At 51.0% G+C, this 19,593-nt stretch carries 16 protein-coding genes and 2 pseudogenes; 3 read left to right on the forward strand and 15 right to left on the reverse strand.

Features of this window, described 5'->3' with window-relative positions:
- Positions 1-44 precede the first annotated feature (44 nt).
- The 11 genes and pseudogenes from BJQ97_RS09150 to BJQ97_RS09200 form a co-directional block, all read right to left on the reverse strand.
- Entirely contained in the window at positions 45-518 is a 474-nt protein-coding gene (locus BJQ97_RS09150; protein ID WP_160156339.1) for a MarR family winged helix-turn-helix transcriptional regulator, read from the reverse strand.
- 289 nt (positions 519-807) lie between these two features.
- A complete protein-coding gene (locus tag BJQ97_RS09155) occupies positions 808-2,010 on the reverse strand; it encodes an MFS transporter (protein WP_160156340.1) in 1,203 nt (400 codons plus the stop codon).
- 139 nt (positions 2,011-2,149) lie between these two features.
- Positions 2,150-2,416: a molybdopterin dinucleotide binding domain-containing protein gene (locus tag BJQ97_RS09160; RefSeq protein ID WP_236567192.1), complete on the reverse strand. Its 267-nt coding sequence runs from the start codon at positions 2,414-2,416 to the stop codon at positions 2,150-2,152.
- 59 nt (positions 2,417-2,475) lie between these two features.
- Positions 2,476-3,299 (reverse strand): annotated as a pseudogene (locus BJQ97_RS09165) (FAD-dependent oxidoreductase); the annotation flags it as partial.
- A 109-nt stretch (positions 3,300-3,408) separates the two neighbouring features.
- Positions 3,409-3,813, reverse strand: coding sequence for a DnaA N-terminal domain-containing protein (locus BJQ97_RS09170; RefSeq protein WP_160156341.1), 405 nt, complete (start codon positions 3,811-3,813; stop codon positions 3,409-3,411).
- 18 nt (positions 3,814-3,831) lie between these two features.
- Entirely contained in the window at positions 3,832-4,233 is a 402-nt protein-coding gene (locus BJQ97_RS09175) for an acyl-CoA thioesterase (protein ID WP_066232359.1), read from the reverse strand.
- A 249-nt stretch (positions 4,234-4,482) separates the two neighbouring features.
- Positions 4,483-5,670: an iron-containing alcohol dehydrogenase gene (locus tag BJQ97_RS09180; protein ID WP_160156342.1), complete on the reverse strand. Its 1,188-nt coding sequence runs from the start codon at positions 5,668-5,670 to the stop codon at positions 4,483-4,485.
- 88 nt (positions 5,671-5,758) lie between these two features.
- On the reverse strand, positions 5,759-6,802 hold the full coding sequence (locus tag BJQ97_RS09185) for an NAD(P)H-dependent flavin oxidoreductase (protein WP_160156343.1): 1,044 nt from the start codon (positions 6,800-6,802) through the stop codon (positions 5,759-5,761).
- Positions 6,803-7,107: 305 nt separating this feature from the next.
- Positions 7,108-7,410, reverse strand: coding sequence for a hypothetical protein (locus tag BJQ97_RS09190; RefSeq protein ID WP_160156344.1), 303 nt, complete (start codon positions 7,408-7,410; stop codon positions 7,108-7,110).
- Between the two features lie 170 nt (positions 7,411-7,580).
- Complete coding sequence (locus BJQ97_RS09195; protein ID WP_160156345.1) at positions 7,581-8,627, reverse strand: aldose epimerase family protein; 1,047 nt, start codon at positions 8,625-8,627, stop codon at positions 7,581-7,583.
- A 259-nt stretch (positions 8,628-8,886) separates the two neighbouring features.
- A complete protein-coding gene (locus BJQ97_RS09200; RefSeq protein WP_160156346.1) occupies positions 8,887-9,651 on the reverse strand; it encodes an enoyl-CoA hydratase in 765 nt (254 codons plus the stop codon).
- A 186-nt stretch (positions 9,652-9,837) separates the two neighbouring features.
- Between BJQ97_RS09200 and BJQ97_RS09205 the strand changes: the two genes are divergently transcribed.
- The gene (locus tag BJQ97_RS09205; RefSeq protein ID WP_160156347.1) at positions 9,838-11,295 is read left to right on the forward strand and encodes an ArnT family glycosyltransferase; all 1,458 of its coding nucleotides are present in this window, start codon (positions 9,838-9,840) and stop codon (positions 11,293-11,295) included.
- A 98-nt stretch (positions 11,296-11,393) separates the two neighbouring features.
- Here BJQ97_RS09205 and BJQ97_RS09210 read toward each other — a convergent pair whose 3' ends face one another.
- The 4 genes from BJQ97_RS09210 to gabT all read right to left on the reverse strand — a co-directional run bounded on the left by BJQ97_RS09210 (position 11,394) and on the right by gabT (position 17,595).
- Positions 11,394-12,821, reverse strand: a complete 1,428-nt coding sequence (locus BJQ97_RS09210; protein WP_160156348.1) for an aldehyde dehydrogenase family protein — start codon at positions 12,819-12,821, stop codon at positions 11,394-11,396.
- Between the two features lie 135 nt (positions 12,822-12,956).
- Complete coding sequence (locus tag BJQ97_RS09215; RefSeq protein WP_160156349.1) at positions 12,957-14,375, reverse strand: sodium:solute symporter family protein; 1,419 nt, start codon at positions 14,373-14,375, stop codon at positions 12,957-12,959.
- A gap of 178 nt (positions 14,376-14,553) precedes the next feature.
- A complete protein-coding gene (locus BJQ97_RS09220; RefSeq protein WP_407066452.1) occupies positions 14,554-15,873 on the reverse strand; it encodes an aspartate aminotransferase family protein in 1,320 nt (439 codons plus the stop codon).
- Positions 15,874-16,248: 375 nt separating this feature from the next.
- Positions 16,249-17,595, reverse strand: a complete 1,347-nt coding sequence (gene gabT, locus BJQ97_RS09225) for a 4-aminobutyrate--2-oxoglutarate transaminase (RefSeq protein ID WP_160156351.1) — start codon at positions 17,593-17,595, stop codon at positions 16,249-16,251.
- Between the two features lie 165 nt (positions 17,596-17,760).
- Here gabT and BJQ97_RS09230 point away from each other — a divergent pair, with 165 nt between their 5' ends.
- Together BJQ97_RS09230 and BJQ97_RS09235 are read left to right on the forward strand one after the other, a co-directional pair.
- Positions 17,761-19,155, forward strand: a complete 1,395-nt coding sequence (locus BJQ97_RS09230; protein ID WP_160156352.1) for a sigma-54 interaction domain-containing protein — start codon at positions 17,761-17,763, stop codon at positions 19,153-19,155.
- A gap of 57 nt (positions 19,156-19,212) precedes the next feature.
- A pseudogene (locus tag BJQ97_RS09235) lies at positions 19,213-19,452 on the forward strand (zinc ribbon domain-containing protein); the annotation flags it as partial.
- Positions 19,453-19,593 lie beyond the last annotated feature (141 nt).

Here is a 19,593-nt window from a genome sequence, read left to right on the forward strand (position 1 = left end):
GTACACAATTTAATTTTAAAAAATATAATACAAAAACACAAGATTTAATTTGACCAAGAAGAATGTTGTTCATCATTCAGCCGCACAAGCAACGACCGCAGCAGCACCAACAATTCGCTCCACTCTTTATTGGAAAGCCCTACTCTTTTGACAATTTCTTCTGGTATGCATTGTGCCTTTTGTTTGATTTTCTCGCCCTGTTCTGTTAAAACAACGCGCACAACCCGTTCGTCTTCTTGCGATCTCAACCGTTGAACGAGACCATTCTCCTCCATTCTTTTCAACATTGGCGTCAGTGTACCAGAATCCAAATACAATCGTTTTCCAAGCTCTTTCATCGTCGTCTCCCCTTGTTCCCACAACACGAGCAAAACGAGATATTGCGGGTATGTAATCCCTATTTCTTCAAGAAAAGGACGATATAACTTCGTCAATTCACGAGAACAAGCATAAATAGCAAAACAAAGCTGATGGTCTAAACGCAGCGCATGATCGTTTGACACGATTCCTTCCTCCATTTCTTTTCAAGGTTGGACACCCGCCTCCTTCTCCCTATTATATCGATCCTCCTCTCCGTCTAAAACCCGTTGGAGGCTTTCCGAAGGAAGATGATTAAGAAGGCTCTGTCTTTTCCTTACAGAGGAGAGAGCCTTCCGAAATCAGCGCCAAGAATGGAAAAACTTAAGAAACGCCGCAAAATCGCCCCCTCATTGTCAACTTAAAGAAAGGACTGTTTTCCACCAGCTTTTTTTCGTTCCATCAAGAGATTTCTTTTGAAAGTTTCCCACATCTTTTTGGGCGCACCATTCATTCTGCTGCTTTTTGAGAGAAAGGTTCGACCGCAACCGTCGTCCCTTGAAGGCGACGAGCAACCATCACCGCGATCATGAAAACGAAAGCAAGCATCCAAAATCCATACGCCGAAGAACCGCTCCATTGCTTCATCACCCCGAGCACGTTCGGCAGCAAAAATCCTCCCAGTCCGCCAGCGGCGCCAATAATGCCCGTCAACAAGCCGACTTCTTTCGGAAACCACGTCGGAACAACTTGGAACAACGCGCCGTTCGCCGCGCCAAAACAAAGGAAAAGAGCAACCATCAATCCGAACAGGACGAAAAGAGACGGCAATGTGCCGATGCAAGCCAGCAACAAAGTCCCAGCGGCAAACAACAGAGAAAGAAGCCGCATTCCCCCGATCCGGTCGGCGATGTAGCCGCCAATCGGCCGGATGAAACTGCCTGCGAACACGACGGCGGTGACGAAATCGCCGGCCGTGACTTTGCTGACGCCGTATTCATCAAATAAGAAAATGCCGAGGTAACCCGTCAATCCAACAAAACCGCCGAATGACAAACTGTAAAAGAAACAAAACAGCCATGATTCTTTGCGGCAAAGGACGGTTCCGTATTCGCGCATGGGTACGGGCTTCGACGCTGTCGGACATTCACGCGCCAGCCAAGCGAACAAAAGGAAGACGACAACAAGCGGCACGAGCGCCAATCCGAACAACGCGTTCCATCCATACGCTTCCGCCAGCCGCGGGCCAAACAATGTCGCCAGCACCGTTCCGCTGTTGCCCGCCCCGGCGATCCCCATGGCCAGCCCTTGGTATTCTTTCGGATACCAGCGGCTTGCAAGCGGCAAGGCAACGGCAAAGCTGGTTCCACCTACGCCAAGCAAAAACCCGAGCCCATATACATCCGACATATGATCAGCGAACTGCCATCCCCACACAAGCGGCATAGCCGTCTCCGCCATGCCGAACAATCCGGCCCGCTTCCCGCCCCAGAGGTCCGCCAACAACCCCATCGGAATGCGAAGCAGCGCCCCGCCCAACACTGGAATGGCGACCATCAGCCCTTTTTCCGCCGGTGTGAGCGCAAACTGTTCAGCGACAAACACCCCGAGCGCACCAAGCAAGTTCCAAATCATAAAGCTAATATCAAAGTACAAAAACGACGACAATAGCGTCGGCGCATGCCCTACCCGCCAAAACGATTTCTTCACCATCTTCCCCCGACTCCCCCTTGGCATGGAAGCTCATTATATGATAGAATGGAAATGAAAGCGATTTCTCAACCTGCTTCCCACCGTATTGCCGGGAAGTTTTTTTGCATCTGTGCACCTTCCCCGCGGAATCCATTGGTGGTTAATTTCTCCCTAAATCGACAACCGTCCGCACCCGAGCTGCGCACCGCTTAAACTCCGGCATCCGGCAATGAGGATCGAGCTCATCGGACGTGACGTTGTTAATTTGCTGTAAGCCGCTCCAATGAAACGAGACAAAAATCGTATCCTCGCGAATTTGGTCGTTGTAACGGCTGCGGACGACCGCCGCACCGCGCCGCGTTTCAATGCGGACAAGCATCCCCGGTCCGATGCGGTAGCGTCTGGCCGTGTTGGGATGAATGTCCATCACCGCTTCCGGCTACCGCGCCGAGAGCGCCGGACTGCGCCGCGTCTGCGTTCCGCTCAAATAATGAGCGAGCACCCGCCGCACAAACGGGATGCGTTCGTACAGTCGCGCACCTCGGCGACTGTCTTAAGCCCGTGTTTGGCAATCACTTGGCAAATCGCGCCTTTTGTCACCCCGTTGCAGCCGCACACCACATCGGTATCCGCCATCGCCGCCACAAGGCTTCCTTTTCCTCTCGATGAAGCCGGCGCTAATACCGAAAGAGAAAGCGCCTCAAGCGAATCGCCGCGCTGGATCATATCAAATAGTTTTCTTCCTTCGCTCGTATCGCCAAACAGCACTGCACCAACGATTTTCCCTTCGCGAACGACGACTTTCTTGTACACCGAGCGCGCTTCGTCGTACAACTTGATCGATTCCGTTCCCTCGCTGTCCATAAACTCGCCGGCTGAGAACACATCGACGCCTGACACTTTCAGTTGAGTCGAGACGACCGATCCTTCGTACGGCTTTCCTTTCCGACCGCAAATGGCTTCAGCCAGCACTTTCCCTTGTTCATAAAGCGGAGCGACGAGTCCATAAACAACACCGCGATGTTCCGCGCATTCACCGACCGCGTAAATGTGCGGCACACTCGTTTCCAGATTCCTCGATTCACCTCAATGCAGCTTCTCGGCGCTAAATCAACATTCGGACGAATGCCGACCGCCATCACCACCAAGTCGGCGGCAATGGACGTACCGTCCTTACATCGCACTCCTTCCACACGGCCGTTGCTGAACAATTCGGCCGTCTCTTTGCGAAGTAAAAAGTTCATCCCTTGTTTCTCCAGCTCCCGCTGCAACAGCTTCGAAGCGATCGGATCAAGCTGGTGTTCCATCAAATTGCGTAACATTTTATAACATAAAACATAAAAAGATGCACAAAAAAGCGGCCTCCCGGCTGATGGTGCAGAGGCCGCTTCTTATTGGAGGTTGCTCATTAGGGGATCATCAGTGAATCGGACGGGATTCCAACAGTTCATCGATGATGCGCGCGTAGTGGTCAATGCGCCGCTCCAGCTCCTCCATCTGCCGCTCAAGACGCGTGATGTATTGACGGAAGGTCATCGGAGCGCCGTGCCGCTGTTCGAGCCGCTTTTCGATTCGCTGCCGTTCGCCGTGGACAGAGACGAAGATGCGCATATCGCGGCCAAACACTTCGCGTACGGTTTCACTGATGAGTTCGCCATATCTTGTTTGCAGCCATTCACATTGAATCTCGTTCATGCATTCGATGATGAGCCAATCCTCATCCACCGTCGCGGACGTCGAAGCAAACCAAGTGTCAAATGACGGACCAGACAGCTTTTGCGCAAGCTTCGTTTTCACTTGCTCCCACAGATGATACTCCTTCACACATTCACCCCCTTTCGTCTACTCACCTGGCTGCCATAGATGTTCGCGCAATTTCGCCCGAATGTCATCCGGAATCGGCTCGGGCCGCCCGGTGTCAAAGTTGAAATTGACATACACCGCCCGCCCTTTCGCGCAGACCACACCGTTTTGATGAATTTCTTCATAAATCGTAAGGCTTGTGTTGCCGATGCGTTCAATGCCGGTATACACTGTCACATCTTGCCCATAATACATTTGGTTGACATAATCGACTTCCATGCGGATGATCACCATTCGCCAACGTTTGAATGACAAGTCAGGCGTAAATAGTTTAAAAATTTCATGCCGCCCCGCTTCAAACCAAACGGGCACGGTCGTATTGTTAATATGGCCGACGCCGTCCGTCTCCGACACGCGCGGCGTAATGACGGTAGTAAACATGAATTCTCCTCCTCAACAGCTATCGAATATTCCGACTCATCGTCGTTCCCATCTTGTCGAATTTAGGCGACTTATGTATATTGGTTCGCTCCAACGTGTGGAAATTCCTGCTTCACCATCAAGAAAACGAGGGAAACGTTGCGCTTGGAGCGGAAAAGAGGATGAACGCGGTGTCCGACATCGGAAGTGGCCCCTATTTCCAACAACAAAGAAAAAACAGGAGCCTGAAGCAGCCCCTGTTTTTTCTTCTCACCCTTTGTTCGGTTCCACGATCGTCCCGGCAAACGCTGCTTGATAAATCGCGCGGATGTCGGCTTCCAAAAGCGGCATCGGGCTGCGGGCGAGCAGCCGTTTTTGCTTGGTGGCATCTTTCGTCAGGCTTTCTAGCGCGCTTTCCGGGATGCCAAAACCGCCGAGCGTCTTCGGAATGCCGACGTCGGCGACGATGCGCTCGAGTTCCTCGACGCAGCGGTGCGACGCCTCTTCTTCCGACAAAAAGGTGGAGTTGCCGCCGAGGGCGTTTAACATATCCGCCATTCGTTTCGTGCAGCTTTGGCGGATGTAACCCATCACATACGGTAAGAGCACGGCATTCGATTCGCCATGGGCGATATGGAACTGTCCGCCGAGCGGATATGCGAGCGCATGCACGCCTGCCACCCCGGCGTTGAAAAACGCCAAACCGGCCAAATAGCTGCCGTTCGCCATATCGATGCGCGCCTGTTTGTCTGTCCCGTTCTCCACCGCCTTTCGGAGCGATCGGAAGATGAGACGCATGGCCTGCAACGCCAATCCGTCCGATGTCGGGCTCGCGTTCACCGAAACGTACGCCTCCACCGCATGGGTAAGCGCATCAATCCCCGTCGCCGCCGTCACCCGCGGCGGAACAGAAACAGTGAGTTGCGGGTCGACGATCGCCACATCGGCCAACAAATAGTCATGCGTCACGACGTCTTTCGTCGTTTCTAAGGACAAGACGGAGATGTTCGTCACTTCCGAGCCAGTACCCGATGTTGTCGGAATTAAAATTTTCGGCAGCCCTCTTTTCTCGAGCGTTCTCGTTCCCGTCAAGTTCAAATAATCGGCAACCGAACCTTCATGCACGGCCAAAACAGCGGCCAGTTTGGCCAAATCCATCGCGCTGCCGCCGCCGACGCCGATGACGAGATCAAACTCTCCGTCGCGGACAAACGCCACCACCTTCTCCCCCGCCTCAAGCGGCGGCTCAGGCACGACATCCGTATACACATGCACGCTGTACCCTTCTTGCCGGAGCGGAGATGTCACTTGGTCGACTAAGCCGATTTTCTCGAGCACCGGATCTGTGATGACTAAAATATGTTTTGCTCCAAACCGCTTCACTTCCGGAACCAAATGCTCAAGCGCCCCCCAGCCGACATAGCTGAGCGGCGGAAAGACGATGCGGGATGCGGTCATCGTGTTTCTCTCCCCCCTCATTCAACGTTTTTTGCACTCATAAGCGCGGCGTCAAGAGTCTCCTCTAGGTACGCCAAAGCCATACAAGCTACCATGCAGACGATTGCCAAGCTTCCTCCAGCTCCCGCTTCAGCTCCTCGACAAGCTCCGCTGCCGGAAGTTCCCGCGCCATCCGGTATCCTTTCCCAGCCCAAAGCGACATTCCCTCCGGATCGCCCGCCTTGGCGTCTGCGGCGCGCAGCGGCTTCGTCATATGGTGCACATGCGGATACGCGGCTGGCGCCAGCGCGCTATACTCCGCCATAAACCGGTTCGCAAGCCCGCGCGCCGGCCGGCCGGTAAACGCCCTCGTCACGGCCGTCTCCGTAAACCGCGGATCGGCAAGCGCCTGTTTATGGAGCGGATGCGCCCCGCTTTCCGGGCAGCGCAAAAACGCCGTCCCGAGCTGCACCGCGCTCGCCCCGGCTTTGAGCGCCTCCGCGATGCCCCGCCCGTCCATGATCCCACCTGCGGCCACAAGCGGGATCCGAACGGACGCGCGTACCTCGGTCAACAGTGGAAGCAGCTCCATGGCTTCATCTATTTCCGGATCATTGCCAAACGATGCGCGATGCCCGCCCGCTTCCGCCCCTTGCACGCAAAGCGCATTCGCCCCGGCTTCGGTGGCAATATCGGCTTCCTCAACCGATGTGACCGTCACGATCACAAACGATCCAACTTTTTGCAAGGCAGCGATCACCTCTTTGTCTGGGCAGCCGAACGTAAAGCTGACGACCGGCACCCGCTCCTCGAGAAGCACGTGGAGCTTCGCTTCCCAATCATCGTCATCCCATTTCGGCTCGCCGACCGTTGCCCCAAGCCGCTCCGCCTCGGCCGCCAGCACGGCGCGATAGCGTTCGAGCGCCTTTTCGTCCACCGTTGTTTCTCCCGGCACAAACACGTTCACCCCAAACGGACGGTCCGTCAACGTCCGCAGCTCGTGAATTTCCTTCCTCATTGCCTCCGCCGTCGTGTACCCACCAGCCAAAAACCCGAGCCCCCCGGCGTTCAACACCGCCGCTGCCAGTTCAGGCGTCGACACCCCTCCCGCCATCGGCGCCTGAATGATTGGGATGGGAAGTGTAGAGAACATGCGTATCTCCCTTCTTTCGGCTAAAACCGTTTTGCCATTCTCCTATTCTTTCGCGCTTCATACGGGGATTTCCTGCTCCCTTAGCGAACCAATCTTTACGTCCGACTATGCCTTTTGCACGCTCCATGAACGACAGCTATCCGGCCAGCGCAGTGCGTTTTCAACATCTCACATACAATGCTAAGAACAGGTGTTATCCGTTATTCAATCAATAGATCGAAACATAAAGCGAATAATACGAGCCATGTCCAATCGCTGTCCCCTGACGTCCAACAAACGGGCTGTTTGTTCATGCATTTGTCTCTTTACTCAATATCCTTTAACAAACGGCTGGCCACTTTGATAAACTTTTTGCGGTCTTCAAACGAAAAATAGCGCATGCTGTTTTCATGAACGAGTTCTTCTATTTTTGCCCATGTCTCGGTATCATGGCGATGGTAGATGCGTTCCAGCTTCTCTACTTCCAACTTCAAGGCACGAACCATCCACTCCGGCTCATTCGCTAGAAATTGCAAAAACTGTTCTTCTAATTCAGCGTTGTAAAATGTCTGGTTGTAATACGAGTCGAAGAAATATTGAAGATGTTCGAATTCTTTTCGAATGTCCATGTTTCATCTCCACCTTTCAAATTCTCCTTTCGACAAACGTGGTGGGTCATCCTGCCTGGCTGCCTGATCAAACAAAAAACTCCCCAAACCATCCACTGGTTTAGGGAGTTTGTCGTCACGGTCGAAACGCCTTTAACCTTTTCGCCAGCTCTTTTGTATGTGGATAAACATCAGTCAATATCAAACCGATATCTTGTCACCGACAATCGCTCTTTCCCTCTTGGCAATATCCAAGCGGGAAACTGCGGATGGTGAATGGCATCCGGAAGCCCTTGCGTTTCTAAGCAAATGCCGAGATATTTCCGTGACGGCACGCCGCCTAAATCCAACCCTTCCGGCAACTGGTTCGACGTGTACACGACGACCCCGACTTCATCCGTCTCCACCGTCAGCACCCGTCCGCTCTCTGGGTCGGAAAGGACCATCTCTTTGTCATGATGCCGGTCGAGCCAAAACGGATGATCATAACCGCCACCGACGAGTTCGATTTGCGGATGCCTGGATTCAACCGCCTCCCGCATCGCCTTTCCTTGCCGCAAGTCAAACGGTGTGCCAGTGACATCCAAGACGCGGCCAGTCGGAATCAACTCTTCATTCAACTCGAGCACACGCGAGCTTTGGATGGCCAACGTGTGATCCAAAATATCACGCTTGCCGTTTCCGCTTAGGTTAAAATACGTATGGTTCGTCAAATTGAGCAAAGTCGTTTTGTCCGAACGAGCCCGGTACGTAACGATCCATTCGTTGTCATTGTTCAGCCAATACGCCACTTGCACCTCAAGCGTCCCCGGATACCCTTCCTCCCCGTCCGGGCTTGTATACGAAAAAACGACCCCGACCGCATCGTCGCGGCGAACGGGCTCGGCCTGCCAAAGCACACGATGGAATCCGTTCGGCCCGCCGTGCAAATGGTTGTTGTTCTCATTTTTCGCCAACCGGTACGTGACGCCCTCAAGCTCAAAACGCGCCCCTTGAATGCGCCCCGCCACCCGGCCGATCACCGCGCCAAAATAAGGAGCGTTAGTCAAATACGGCTCAAATCGGCCAAACCCGAGCACAACATTTTCGATGTTGCCCGTCCGGTCGGGAACGAGCAGTTTCGTCACAATGCATCCATAGTTCGTCGCTGAGAGTTCCATTCCGCGATCGTTTATCAAGGTGAATAAGAGAACGTCCTTTCCGTTAAGTTCGGACCACTTTTCGTATGTAACTTTCATCTTGATTCCCTTCTTCTAGAAATGTTTATCTATCAAGGCTTATTGTTAGAAGTTCGACTGCACCGTTTAAAATAAAATCTAACTGACAAGATGATTCAACACAACTTTTTCAGTGAAAATGCACGCGTCTTAATCGGTCATTTTCATCCCCGGGTGGAGGGCAAAACGTTGCCCATGGGACTTTTCTATTGAAAACTAAAAACAACTCCTGCCAAGTACGCTTGAGCGTAATTGGGCAGGAGTTGATCATTGCATTTCCCTACCTCCCCCCAAACACCGGCTTCCGTTTTTCTAAAAAGGCGCGGACGCCTTCGCGGTGGTCTTCGGTTTGCCGCATGCGTTGTTGGGCGTCTGTTTCGAGTTCGAGCACGCGAAGCAGCTCCTCTTTTGTTTGTTCGACATACAGCATTTTCGTGGCGATCATGGCTTGGATCGGCTTTTCCTGCAAGGAAGCGATGAATTGTTCGGCCTGCTCCTCGTTCTCGACAACGAAATCAACGAGCCCAAGCTGTTGCGCTTCGTCGGCGCTCATCTGTTTTCCTTCCCAGATGATCTGTTTGGCTTTTGCCGTGCCGACCCGCTGCGCCAAAAGGAAATGCCCTCCGCCGTCAGGGATGAGTCCAATGCCGATGAAATTCATGGCCAGGCGCGCTTCTTTCGTGGCGACGAGGTAATCGCTCGCCAAGGCAAAGCTGAATCCAAGGCCGGCCGCCGGGCCATGGATGAGCGAAACGGTGATTTTCGGCATCGTATACAGGAGCATGATCATCTCCCGAATCGTATTCATCACCGTCTGAAACTGGCTTGGATCATCGACAGCGAGCATCGTCTTAATGTCGCCTCCAGCCGAAAATCCTCTTCCTCTGCCGCGAATGACGACAACGGAAGCGTCGCTTTCCTTGATCTGCCGCAGCGCGTCGACGAGTTCCTCAAGCATTTGCACATCCATGGCATTTAACGCCTGCGGACGGTTCAGTTCCAATATCGCCTTGTTTTGCTCAAACGTTAATACGAGCGTTTCCATGGCTCTCCTCCTCTGAATGATGATTCATTTCTTTTCATTCGCCATGAAGATCGTGTTTTCCTTGTTGGCGGCAAAAATATCATGTTCTCCAACTCATCCATGCTTGACATCTTCACCTACTTGTAATAGCTTCTATGTCGGTGTTGCTTTTTCAAAGCACAGCGTGCCGATAAAGGAGTGGATCGCATGAGAAATTCAAGTGTACGAAACCTCTCGTTTTACGCAGCAGCGGCGTTGATCTTCTCAATGATGGTCTACAACGTCTTTTATCATCTAGGAACATTCCCGATCTCAAGCTGGGACGAAGCGCGCCATGGCGTCAATGCATACGAAATGCTGAGGCATGGAAACTTGATCGTCAACACATACCTTGGGCATCCTGATTACTGGAATTTAAAGCCTCCTGTCAGCTACTGGGCGATCATGATTGGCTACAAGCTGGTCGGGCTGAACGCGCTTGGTTTGCGGCTGATGTCTGGCATTGGCGCTATCCTCACGGCCGTTGCCATTGCGCTATTTGTGAAAAAACGGTTTGGAAGCATGGCCGCGATCGTCTCATTGCTTGCCTTGTCTACTAGCACTCAATATTTGCTCAACCATTGCGCTCGCACAGGAGATGCGGATTCGCTTTTTGTATTTTTCTTTACTGTATCCATCCTTTCTTTGCTCGCCGCGAGACGGCAGACGCGGTGGTTATATGCAGCGGGCCTTGCCTGTTCACTCGCGTTTTTAACGAAAAGTTGGCATGCGGGGAACATTCTGTTGATCATGGTCTTATATTTCCTAATCACCCGACAATGGGAGTCATTTCACTGGCGCGCATGGTGGAGGACAGTCGTCAGTTTCGCGGTTCCTGTGCTCGTTTGGGCCTTTGCCCGCTATCACTATGATGGATTCCACTTTTTTAAACAAATGATCGAATATGACTTGTTGCTGCGCTCCACTCGGCCCATTGAGGGTCATATCGGTGATGAAGCCTATTACGGCATCATTCTTGTTCATTTCTTCTTTTGGTGGCTAGCGCTCTTGGTCGGCATCATGGTCATCAGTTACATGCAAGGCGTTCGTCTTTTAACGTTTGAAAGAACAGACCATCGATGGAAAGAAGATGTAATCGGAATTTTGCTTTGGATTTGCGTCCCGCTTCTCATGTTTACCATAGCGAAGACGAAAATCAGATGGTACATCCTCCCTGTCTATCCACCGCTTTGCATGTTGATTGGAATTTGCGCAAGTCAATTATGGAGAAAAGGAACGTGGGGAGCACGCGGGTTGCTGCTTGCCGGTCTGTTGTTCGTCGTATCGTTTTATGAAACGAATATTCAACATTATATCCATCATCCCAAGCCAAATTTCGAACTGGCATTGCTTCAGCAGACCGCCCAAATGCCTGTTCATGGATACGAACTGTTCATGTACCATCCATTGCATAAGAGAGATCAATGGCCACAAAATGCTGTCTTAACAGCTGAGCTTGCGAATGACCTTAAACCTCGGCATGGAGGACTGAAAACCTTCTTACATACGAATCGAAGCCTGCTTCTCGTTAAAAAAGCATGGTTCAGCAAACAGCTCGAGCATGAGTACCATCTATCTGTTCTCGTTTCGAACCGTTGGGGATATATTTTAGAAAAACAGGCTTAAACATGCAGCCTTGGAGTGCGACTCTCTCCAAGGCTGCGCAACCGTTCTCCCTATAGAATTTTAGGAACAAACTTTACTCCAATCGCTTCTCATCCCGCTTAATTCTCGTTAAAAATAATCAACTTCAGCTCGGTCATTTCCTCAATGGCATAGCGGATTCCCTCACGGCCGAACCCGCTTTCTTTCACGCCGCCGTACGGCATATGGTCGACGCGGAACGTCGGGATGTCGTTAATCAGCACCCCGCCGACGTGCAGTTGTTTCGCCGCTTTCCACGCGGTATGGACGTTGTCGGTGTAGATGCCTGCCTGCAAGCCGTAGCGCGAATCGTTGACAAGCGCAATCGCCTCCTCAATAGAACGGACGCGGTTGATCAAGACGATCGGAGCGAACACTTCTTGGCACGACACTTTCATCGTCGGTTCGGCATCGACAATGACCGTCGGAAGCAAGATATTGCCGTCCCGCTCGCCGCCGAGGACGACGTTCGCGCCGCCTTGTTTCGCCTCTTCAATCCACGAAAGCGCCCGGTCGACATCGTTTGGCGTAATTAAGGCCGACACATCGGTATTCGGATCGAGCGGGTCACCCGTCTTCAATTGTTTGGCCGCCGTGACAAATTTTTCAACGAATTCGTCATAACGATTCTCATGCACGTAGATGCGCTGGAGCGAAATGCACACTTGCCCTTGGAACGTGAAAGCGCCAAATACGCAGCGCGGGATGATCCGGTCAATATCGACCTGCTCGTCGACGATCACGGCTGAGTTTGAGCCAAGCTCGAGCGTCACCCGCTTTAAGCCCGCTTTGTTGCGGATCGCGATGCCGACTTCCGGGCTGCCGGTGAAAGTGATCATGCTGATGCGCGGGTCGGTGACGATTTTATCGCCGACCGTGCGGCCGCTCCCAGTCACGACGTTAAGCGCCCCTTTCGGCAAACCCGCTCTCTCGAACAATTCAGCGATAAAGTAGGCCGACAGCGGCGTTTGGCTCGCTGGTTTCAACACAACCGTGTTGCCTGAGGCGATGGCCGGGCCGAGTTTATGGGCAACTAGGTTCATCGGAAAGTTAAACGGTGTGATCGCCCCGATGACGCCGATCGGCTCGCGGACCGTCAGGGCGATGCGATTTTCCCCTCCCGGCGCCGCGTCAAGCGGCAGCGTTTCCCCATGGATGCGCTTTGCTTCTTCGGCGGCGAATTTGTACGTTTGGATCGTGCGCGCCACTTCCCCGCTCGCCGTTGTGATCGGCTTGGCCGCTTCAAGCGCGATCAATTTTGCCGCTTCTTCCTGCCGCGCTTTCAGCTGCTCGACGACCCGTTCTAAAATAGCCGCCCGCTCGTAGGCCGGCATAGCGGCCATCGTTTGCCGCGCCGCATACGCCGCGGCGATCGCTTCATCGACTTCTTGTTCCGTCGCCACCGGGATTTCAGCGATCGTCTCGCGCGAATACGGCGATTTCAGTTCGGTATAAGACTTGGCTTCCCGCCATTCGCCGTTGATGTATAGTTTCTTTCTTTCCGTCATTCTTCCCATCCCTTCCTAAACGAATATTTCGTGGTATGAAGCCCAGCCTTTAGCCATGTCAATAGTGTAGTTCGCCATTTGCCTGGAGGAATCCTCTTTTCATTTCCAAAACAATTAAGGGAGATAAGGGTTCGTTCAAAGAGCGTTTTGTCGATCCTCTAATGCCTCATTGCCGCTTTTCAAGTTCGAAGATGGGAACAAGTAGGAAAACACAACGATAGAAATGATACTAGCCCCAATCCCATACATAATCGGGTTCGTCGAGCTCAATCCTTCCACCGCCAAACCAATAAGAACGACCAATGAACTGATCACAATCGAATAGAAGCCCGCTTTCTCTGTTGCCCGCTTCCAGAAGAAACCGAGAACCACTGGCACGAAAATGGCCCCTGACAGAATCGCATAGGCGACATCGAGCGCCACCAGCACGTCCTGAATCCAAACGGCAAAGGTAATGGCGACGGCGCCGATCGCTAACGTCATCATTCTGGACAAAAGAACAAACTTTTGATCGCTGATATTTTTTAGCCAATATTGCTTCAAAATATCATACGATAACAGAGTGGACGAGGCAAGCAATGTTCCGGAAGCCGTTGACATCAGGGCGGAACATACGCTTGCCAAAATGAGCCCCAACAAGCCGTGCGGCAGAATCTCTAATGACATGCTGGCAAATACGTTTTGCGGATCGTTAATATTCGGGAAAACAATGACCCCGCACATGCCAATGACGCTTAACGCCAATGCATAGGCAACACTGTACAAGCCGGCGTACACTGCGCCGCTTCGGGCAATTTTCGTTGTTCTCGCAGTAAACACCCGCTGCCAAATATCTTGTGATACAACCATTCCTAATGTATAGAGCAAGAAATATTGGAAAATATTCGCCCATCCCATGGACGTCAGATCAAAATGCGACGCCGGCAGTCGTTCCAAAAGCGACTCCCATCCACCGACATGGGACAAACTCATCGGCAACATCACGAAGAAAATGCCGACTGTCATCACGATAAACTGAATAATGTCTGTCATCGTAACGCTCCACATTCCCCCGAGAATCGTGTAAAACAACACGATTCCCCCGCCGACTAACATCGAAACTGTCATGCTCCAACCTAAAACGGCATGAATAATCGTTCCCATCCCGATGACTTGTGTCACCGAAACCATCAGCGTATAAATCGCGGCAACCAACGCACTGATCAAACGCGTTTCTTGATTGTAACGGCGTCCAAGCAGCTCACTGATCGTTGTCACGTTGGCGCCGTAAATTTGATTCGTAAAAAACAGGCCGAGCACCGCGATGCCTAGACCAATCATAAAGACAAACCACATGCCCGAAATTCCAAATTGATATCCTAACTTCGCCGTTCCAATCGTTGAAGCACCGCCCAAAATCACAGCGGACAGACATCCAAGATAGACAAATAGTCCGAGATTTCGGCCTGCCAACGCAAAATCTTCGGCGGTTTTCGCCCGCTTCGCCCCCAAAATCCCTGCGACGATCAATACGAGAAAATAACATAGGAGAACCCCAGTATCCAGTGCGTTCATAACCATTCCTCCATCCTCTTATTATCAGAAATCGCTGCCATTTTTCGAAAAACGTTTTGCTTTCAAGACGCTTTCATCAGGAAGACAGCAGAAAGCCCTTCATTCTTTCAGTGAGGCACAACGTTGATCCCCGAACATGTCAAATCTCCAAGCCGCAATCGACATGCGCCCCCCTTTTTCATTTTCCAGAAACGAATGAATGCACACCGATTTCCGCTTCATATTCGGTCAACGCTTCGTCCAGCATGCTTAATCCTTCGTCAATCTGTTCTTTTGTCACGATCAGCGGCGGGATCATGCGAATCACTTCTCCTTGATTGCCGCATAGATAGAAAAGGACACCTTTTTGCAGACAACGATTCAAAATATTCATCACTCCCTCCCCATTCGGTTCGCCAGTATGCGGATGGACGATCTCAATGCCGATCATGAGTCCGATCGAACGCACGTCTCCAATGACGGAATGCTTCCTTTTTAAAACCTCCAGTTTTTTTCGCGCGTATTCCCCAACTTCCCTGCAATTTTCCAACAATTTTTCTTCCCTAAATACTTCTAAAGTCGCCAGCGCCGCCTCACATGCGATGGGGTTGCCGCCAAAGGTTGTCCCATGGCTGCCGAGCGGCCACTGTTTCATTAATTCTTTCGAAGCCACTGTTGCACTTAATGGGAGACCGGAAGCGATGCCCTTGGCAATTGCCATAATATCCGGCGTGACGCCAAACGTTTGAGCGGCAAACCATTCACCTGTGCGGCCAAAGCCTGTCTGCACCTCATCGAAAATGAGCAATATTCCATGGTGGTCGCAAATTTCCCTCATTTTGCGAAGCCACCCTTTCGGAGGAACGATATATCCTCCTTCTCCCAACACCGGCTCTACAATCATGCATGCCACTTCTTCGGGAGTCACTTGATGGGCAAACAAAGACGCTACATCACGTTCGAGCTTATCGGCGAAATACGCATCGGGATCCTCTCCTACCGGACAATCCTTTGGATTGGCATATGGAAGTTGATACGTCAACCCGTTTGGCTGCAAGTATTTCCGATATTTGCTTTTCGATGTGCTGACACTAAGCGCCCCTAACGAACGCCCATGAAAACATCCGGTAAATGAAATGACGTATGGCCGTCGCGTCACGTGTTTCGCTAATTTGATCGCACCTTCGATCGCTTCTGTTCCACTGTTGGCAAAAAAGAAGCAGTCAAGCCCTCCCGGCAAAATTTTCGTCAGCTCTTCGGCCAAGCGCAGAATTGATTCATACATGATGACGCCGCTCGGCCCATGCATCAGGCGGTCTGCAGCCTCTTTGATGGCATGCACGACTTTTGGATGACGATGACCCGTATTCGCCACGGCGATACCAGAAGTAAAATCAAGATATTTTCTTCCATCCAATCCGTAATAGTAGCATCCCTCTTCCTTGACAACCGGCAGATTCGGATGGTCTTTCGCCATCGTTGGCGCAAGCAAATCGGGCATTTTGTGAAAGAGAGGCATCCAGTTGTTCTCTGTCACGCACAACTCCCCCTTTGGTCAAGGCATTTTTGTTCATCGAAAACGAAGATGCAAATTTTATGCCAATTTTTAACCTATTCTATATTTTTTGTTAATTACTTTTATTAAGTTCCTGTTTTATAGCTTTGCTTCCCATCCAGCAGCCGATCTCATTCATTTTTGAATCAAAAAATTCATTTTTGAATCAACACAGATTGTTCTTCTTTCAGGAAACATTTCCTCGTAGTGAAGAGATGAGTTTCAAATTAAAAAACCGCACCACGAAAAGGTGGCACGGTCCAAAAACACGATGTCACCATCACCTTTTTTCGACCGCATCACGAAGTTTCCATCAGTCGTTTGACGAGGAATAACTCATCATGCCAATTCAGCAATGACCTCTTCGATGACATCCAATGCTTCCTCCAACTGTTCATCGGTGATGACAAGCGGCGTTAAGAGGCGAATGACATTGCTGTATAGACCCGCACTCATGACGATGACGCCCCGTTGATGGCATTCTCGCAAAATGGCGGCCGTTAACTCCTTATTCGGCGTTTTCGTCTTTGCATCGGTGACAAATTCAATGGCCACCATGGCTCCAAGCCCCCGTACATCCCCAATCGTCTCATATTTCTCCTGCAACCGTCTGAACCGCTTAATGACAGTTTCCCCAATGGCATTGGCGCGCTCAATGAGCCGCTCCTGCTGCAGCATATGAATCACTTCCAAAGCGGCCACGCAGCCAAGCGGGCTGCCCCCGTATGTCCCGCCGATTTCTCCCGGGTTGGGTGCATCCATGACTTCCGCTCTTCCCGTCACCGCACTGATCGGCACACCTGCCCCGATGGACTTCGACATGGTAATTAAATCGGGCACAACGTCAAAATGTTCAATGGCGAACATCTTCCCCGTTCGTCCAAATCCGGTCTGAATTTCATCAACAATAAACAAAATTCCGTATTTTTCACAAATGTGTTTGACCCCTTGGACAAACGTTTTTGACGGAACAATAACCCCGCCCTCCCCTTGCACAGGCTCCATCATAATCGCGGCTACTTCTTCTGCCGGAACTTCGGAGAGGAAAAAATTCTCAAGCCGCCGCAAAAGCTCGGCGTCCAATTCCTCGTTGGTCATGCCCACTGGCTTCCGGTAATAATACGGATAAGGCAGTTTGTACGTATCGGGCGCAAAGGGGCCGAATCCAAATTTATACGGTTTAACTTTGCTCGTCAGCGACATCGCAAGCAACGTCCGCCCGTGAAACCCTCTTTCAAAAGAGAGAATGGCTCTTCTCCCAGTATACTTTCGAGCGATTTTGACGGCATTTTCGACGGCCTCTGCCCCGCTGTTCAAGAAAAAGGTCTTTTTTGGATGTTTACCTGGTGTGATGCAGTTCAATGTCTCGGCCAACTCAATATATGGCTCATACATCATGACATGGAAACACGGATGAATGTACTGCTCCACTTGTTTTCGGATCGCTTGCACCACTTTCGGCGGGCAATGGCCGACATTGAGGCTGCCGATCGCCCCGGCCAAGTCAATAAACGTATTTCCATCCACATCGGTTAAGAGCGCTCCCTCCCCTTTTACCGCAAACGTCGGTACGGTGTTAAACGGCCCCCGCGGGACGTGCTCCTCTTTTCTCCGCAAAAGTTCAGTTGCTTTCGGACCAGGGATCGCTGTTTTAACGTGGATCCATTTTTTTGTTTCTGCTTTCACCTTTATTTCCCTCCATCCTCATCCTATTGACTCACCTTGTTATAGAAGCAAAAAACATGCCAAAAACTTTGCGGCAAATCATATGACAAGGAAAGAGGATTTTTTCGCTTCTTTAGATAAAGTTAGTAAATAGAATCGCAGACAAATCACCGGGAGGGAACATCCATGCAACGGATCGCCGACATTTTAGAATTAGAATTGGATGCGATATTGAGATCATCCAACGATAATATTGTGATTACAGACGAAAACGGAATCGTTCTCCGCGCCAGCCCGAATTGCTTGTCCATTTACGGAAAGGACGCTTCTTATTTAGTCGGAAAGTCTGTCTATCAATTAGAAAAAGAAAACATCTTTTGCCCTTCGGTGACAGCCAGAGTATTACGGGAGAAAAAAGAGGTTCAACTCATGCAGCAAACCGCAACCGGACGGGTTGTCATGGCGACAGGCGTACCGGTATTTGATCAACAAAACCGCATTGTTCGGGTAATCAGTTTTTCGCATGATTTAACAGAGTTGGAGCGTTTGAAAGAAGACTATGAAAAACTAAGAAAACAGATGGAACATTATCAAATGGAAATAGGGGAATTGAAACCAGAAAATATTGTCATTCAAAGCAAGGCGATGGAACGGGTTTGGAAGCTCGTACACCGCGTTGCCCAGTCAGATGCGACTGTCCTTTTCCTTGGCGAATCCGGAGTCGGAAAAAATGTATTCGCCCGTTCCCTTCATCTCCATAGCCCAAGGCGAAACGAACCGTTTATTGAGGTCAATTGCAGCGCCATTCCTGAATCGTTGTTTGAATCGGAAATGTTCGGCTATGAAAAAGGGTCCTTTACCGGTGCGCAAAAAACAGGAAAACCGGGACTGATCGAATTAGCCGACAAAGGAACTCTCTTCCTTGATGAAATTGGCGAACTTCCACTTTCGATGCAAGCGAAACTGCTAAAAGTGCTGCAGGAGAAAAAGGTCATACGCGTTGGAGGGGTGAAAGAACGATCGGTCGATTTTCGGTTGATTGCCTCGACCAATCGGGACTTAGAGGAGATGGTAAAGCAGGGGAAGTTTCGCCAAGACTTATTTTATCGTTTACATGTGATCCCGATTTATGTTCCTTCTTTGCGCGAGAGAAAAGAAGATATTTTCATGTTAGCGCAATACTTTTTGGAAAAGTTTAATAAAAAATACCATATGGATAAATACTTCCATCCATCCATTGTTGATCACCTGATTCACTACAATTGGCCAGGCAACGTGCGAGAGTTGGAAAATATGATCGAGCGATTGGTCATTACCTCTGAAACGAGAGCCATTTATCCGGAATATCTCCCTTTTTTCATCCATCAACATCCAGAGGCGATTGCAACCCATCCGCCGTTAGCAAAAGGGAGCGAACCATCGACATTAAAAGAAGCCATTGAACAAGTGGAACGGCAATGGCTTCTGCGCGCCGTCAAACAATGCAAAACAACGTATGAGATGGCTGATTATCTTGGCATCAGCCAGCCAACGGTCGTACGAAAGTTAAAAAAGTACCGTATTGATTCAAAAATGGATTAAAATTCACATTTTTGCATGACATGTTTTCATCCATCCTTTTTTATCATTCCAAACCGGTGGGGGCGCTTGCTTCGGATGCTCGAGTATAAAGCGAAATGGTACGGGCGGACGGTGGTCCGTGTCGGCCGCACGTTTCCATCGAGCCCATGGTGCTCGTGCTGCGGGCGCCGGCATGTTGAGGTGAAATCGCTCGACATCCGCGAGTGGGTGTGCCCGAACTGCGGAGCCGAACATGATCGGGACGAGAACGCCGCCCGAAATATTTTGCAGGAAGGGCTTCGTTTGCTGTCTTCGTAAGACAGCCCAACCGTGGGACGCACGGGGATGGCTTGGCGAACAGCCTGCCGTAGGGCGAGGGTTCCCAAGAATCTCCCACCTCGAAGCGCAAGCGTAGGTGGGAGAGCGTTCAATCCGATGAGAAAAAGAAGACCCGTAAGC

The sequence above is a fragment of the Geobacillus sp. TFV-3 genome (genome assembly GCF_009901865.1).
In the GTDB taxonomy this organism is placed as follows: domain Bacteria; phylum Bacillota; class Bacilli; order Bacillales; family Anoxybacillaceae; genus Geobacillus; species Geobacillus thermoleovorans_A.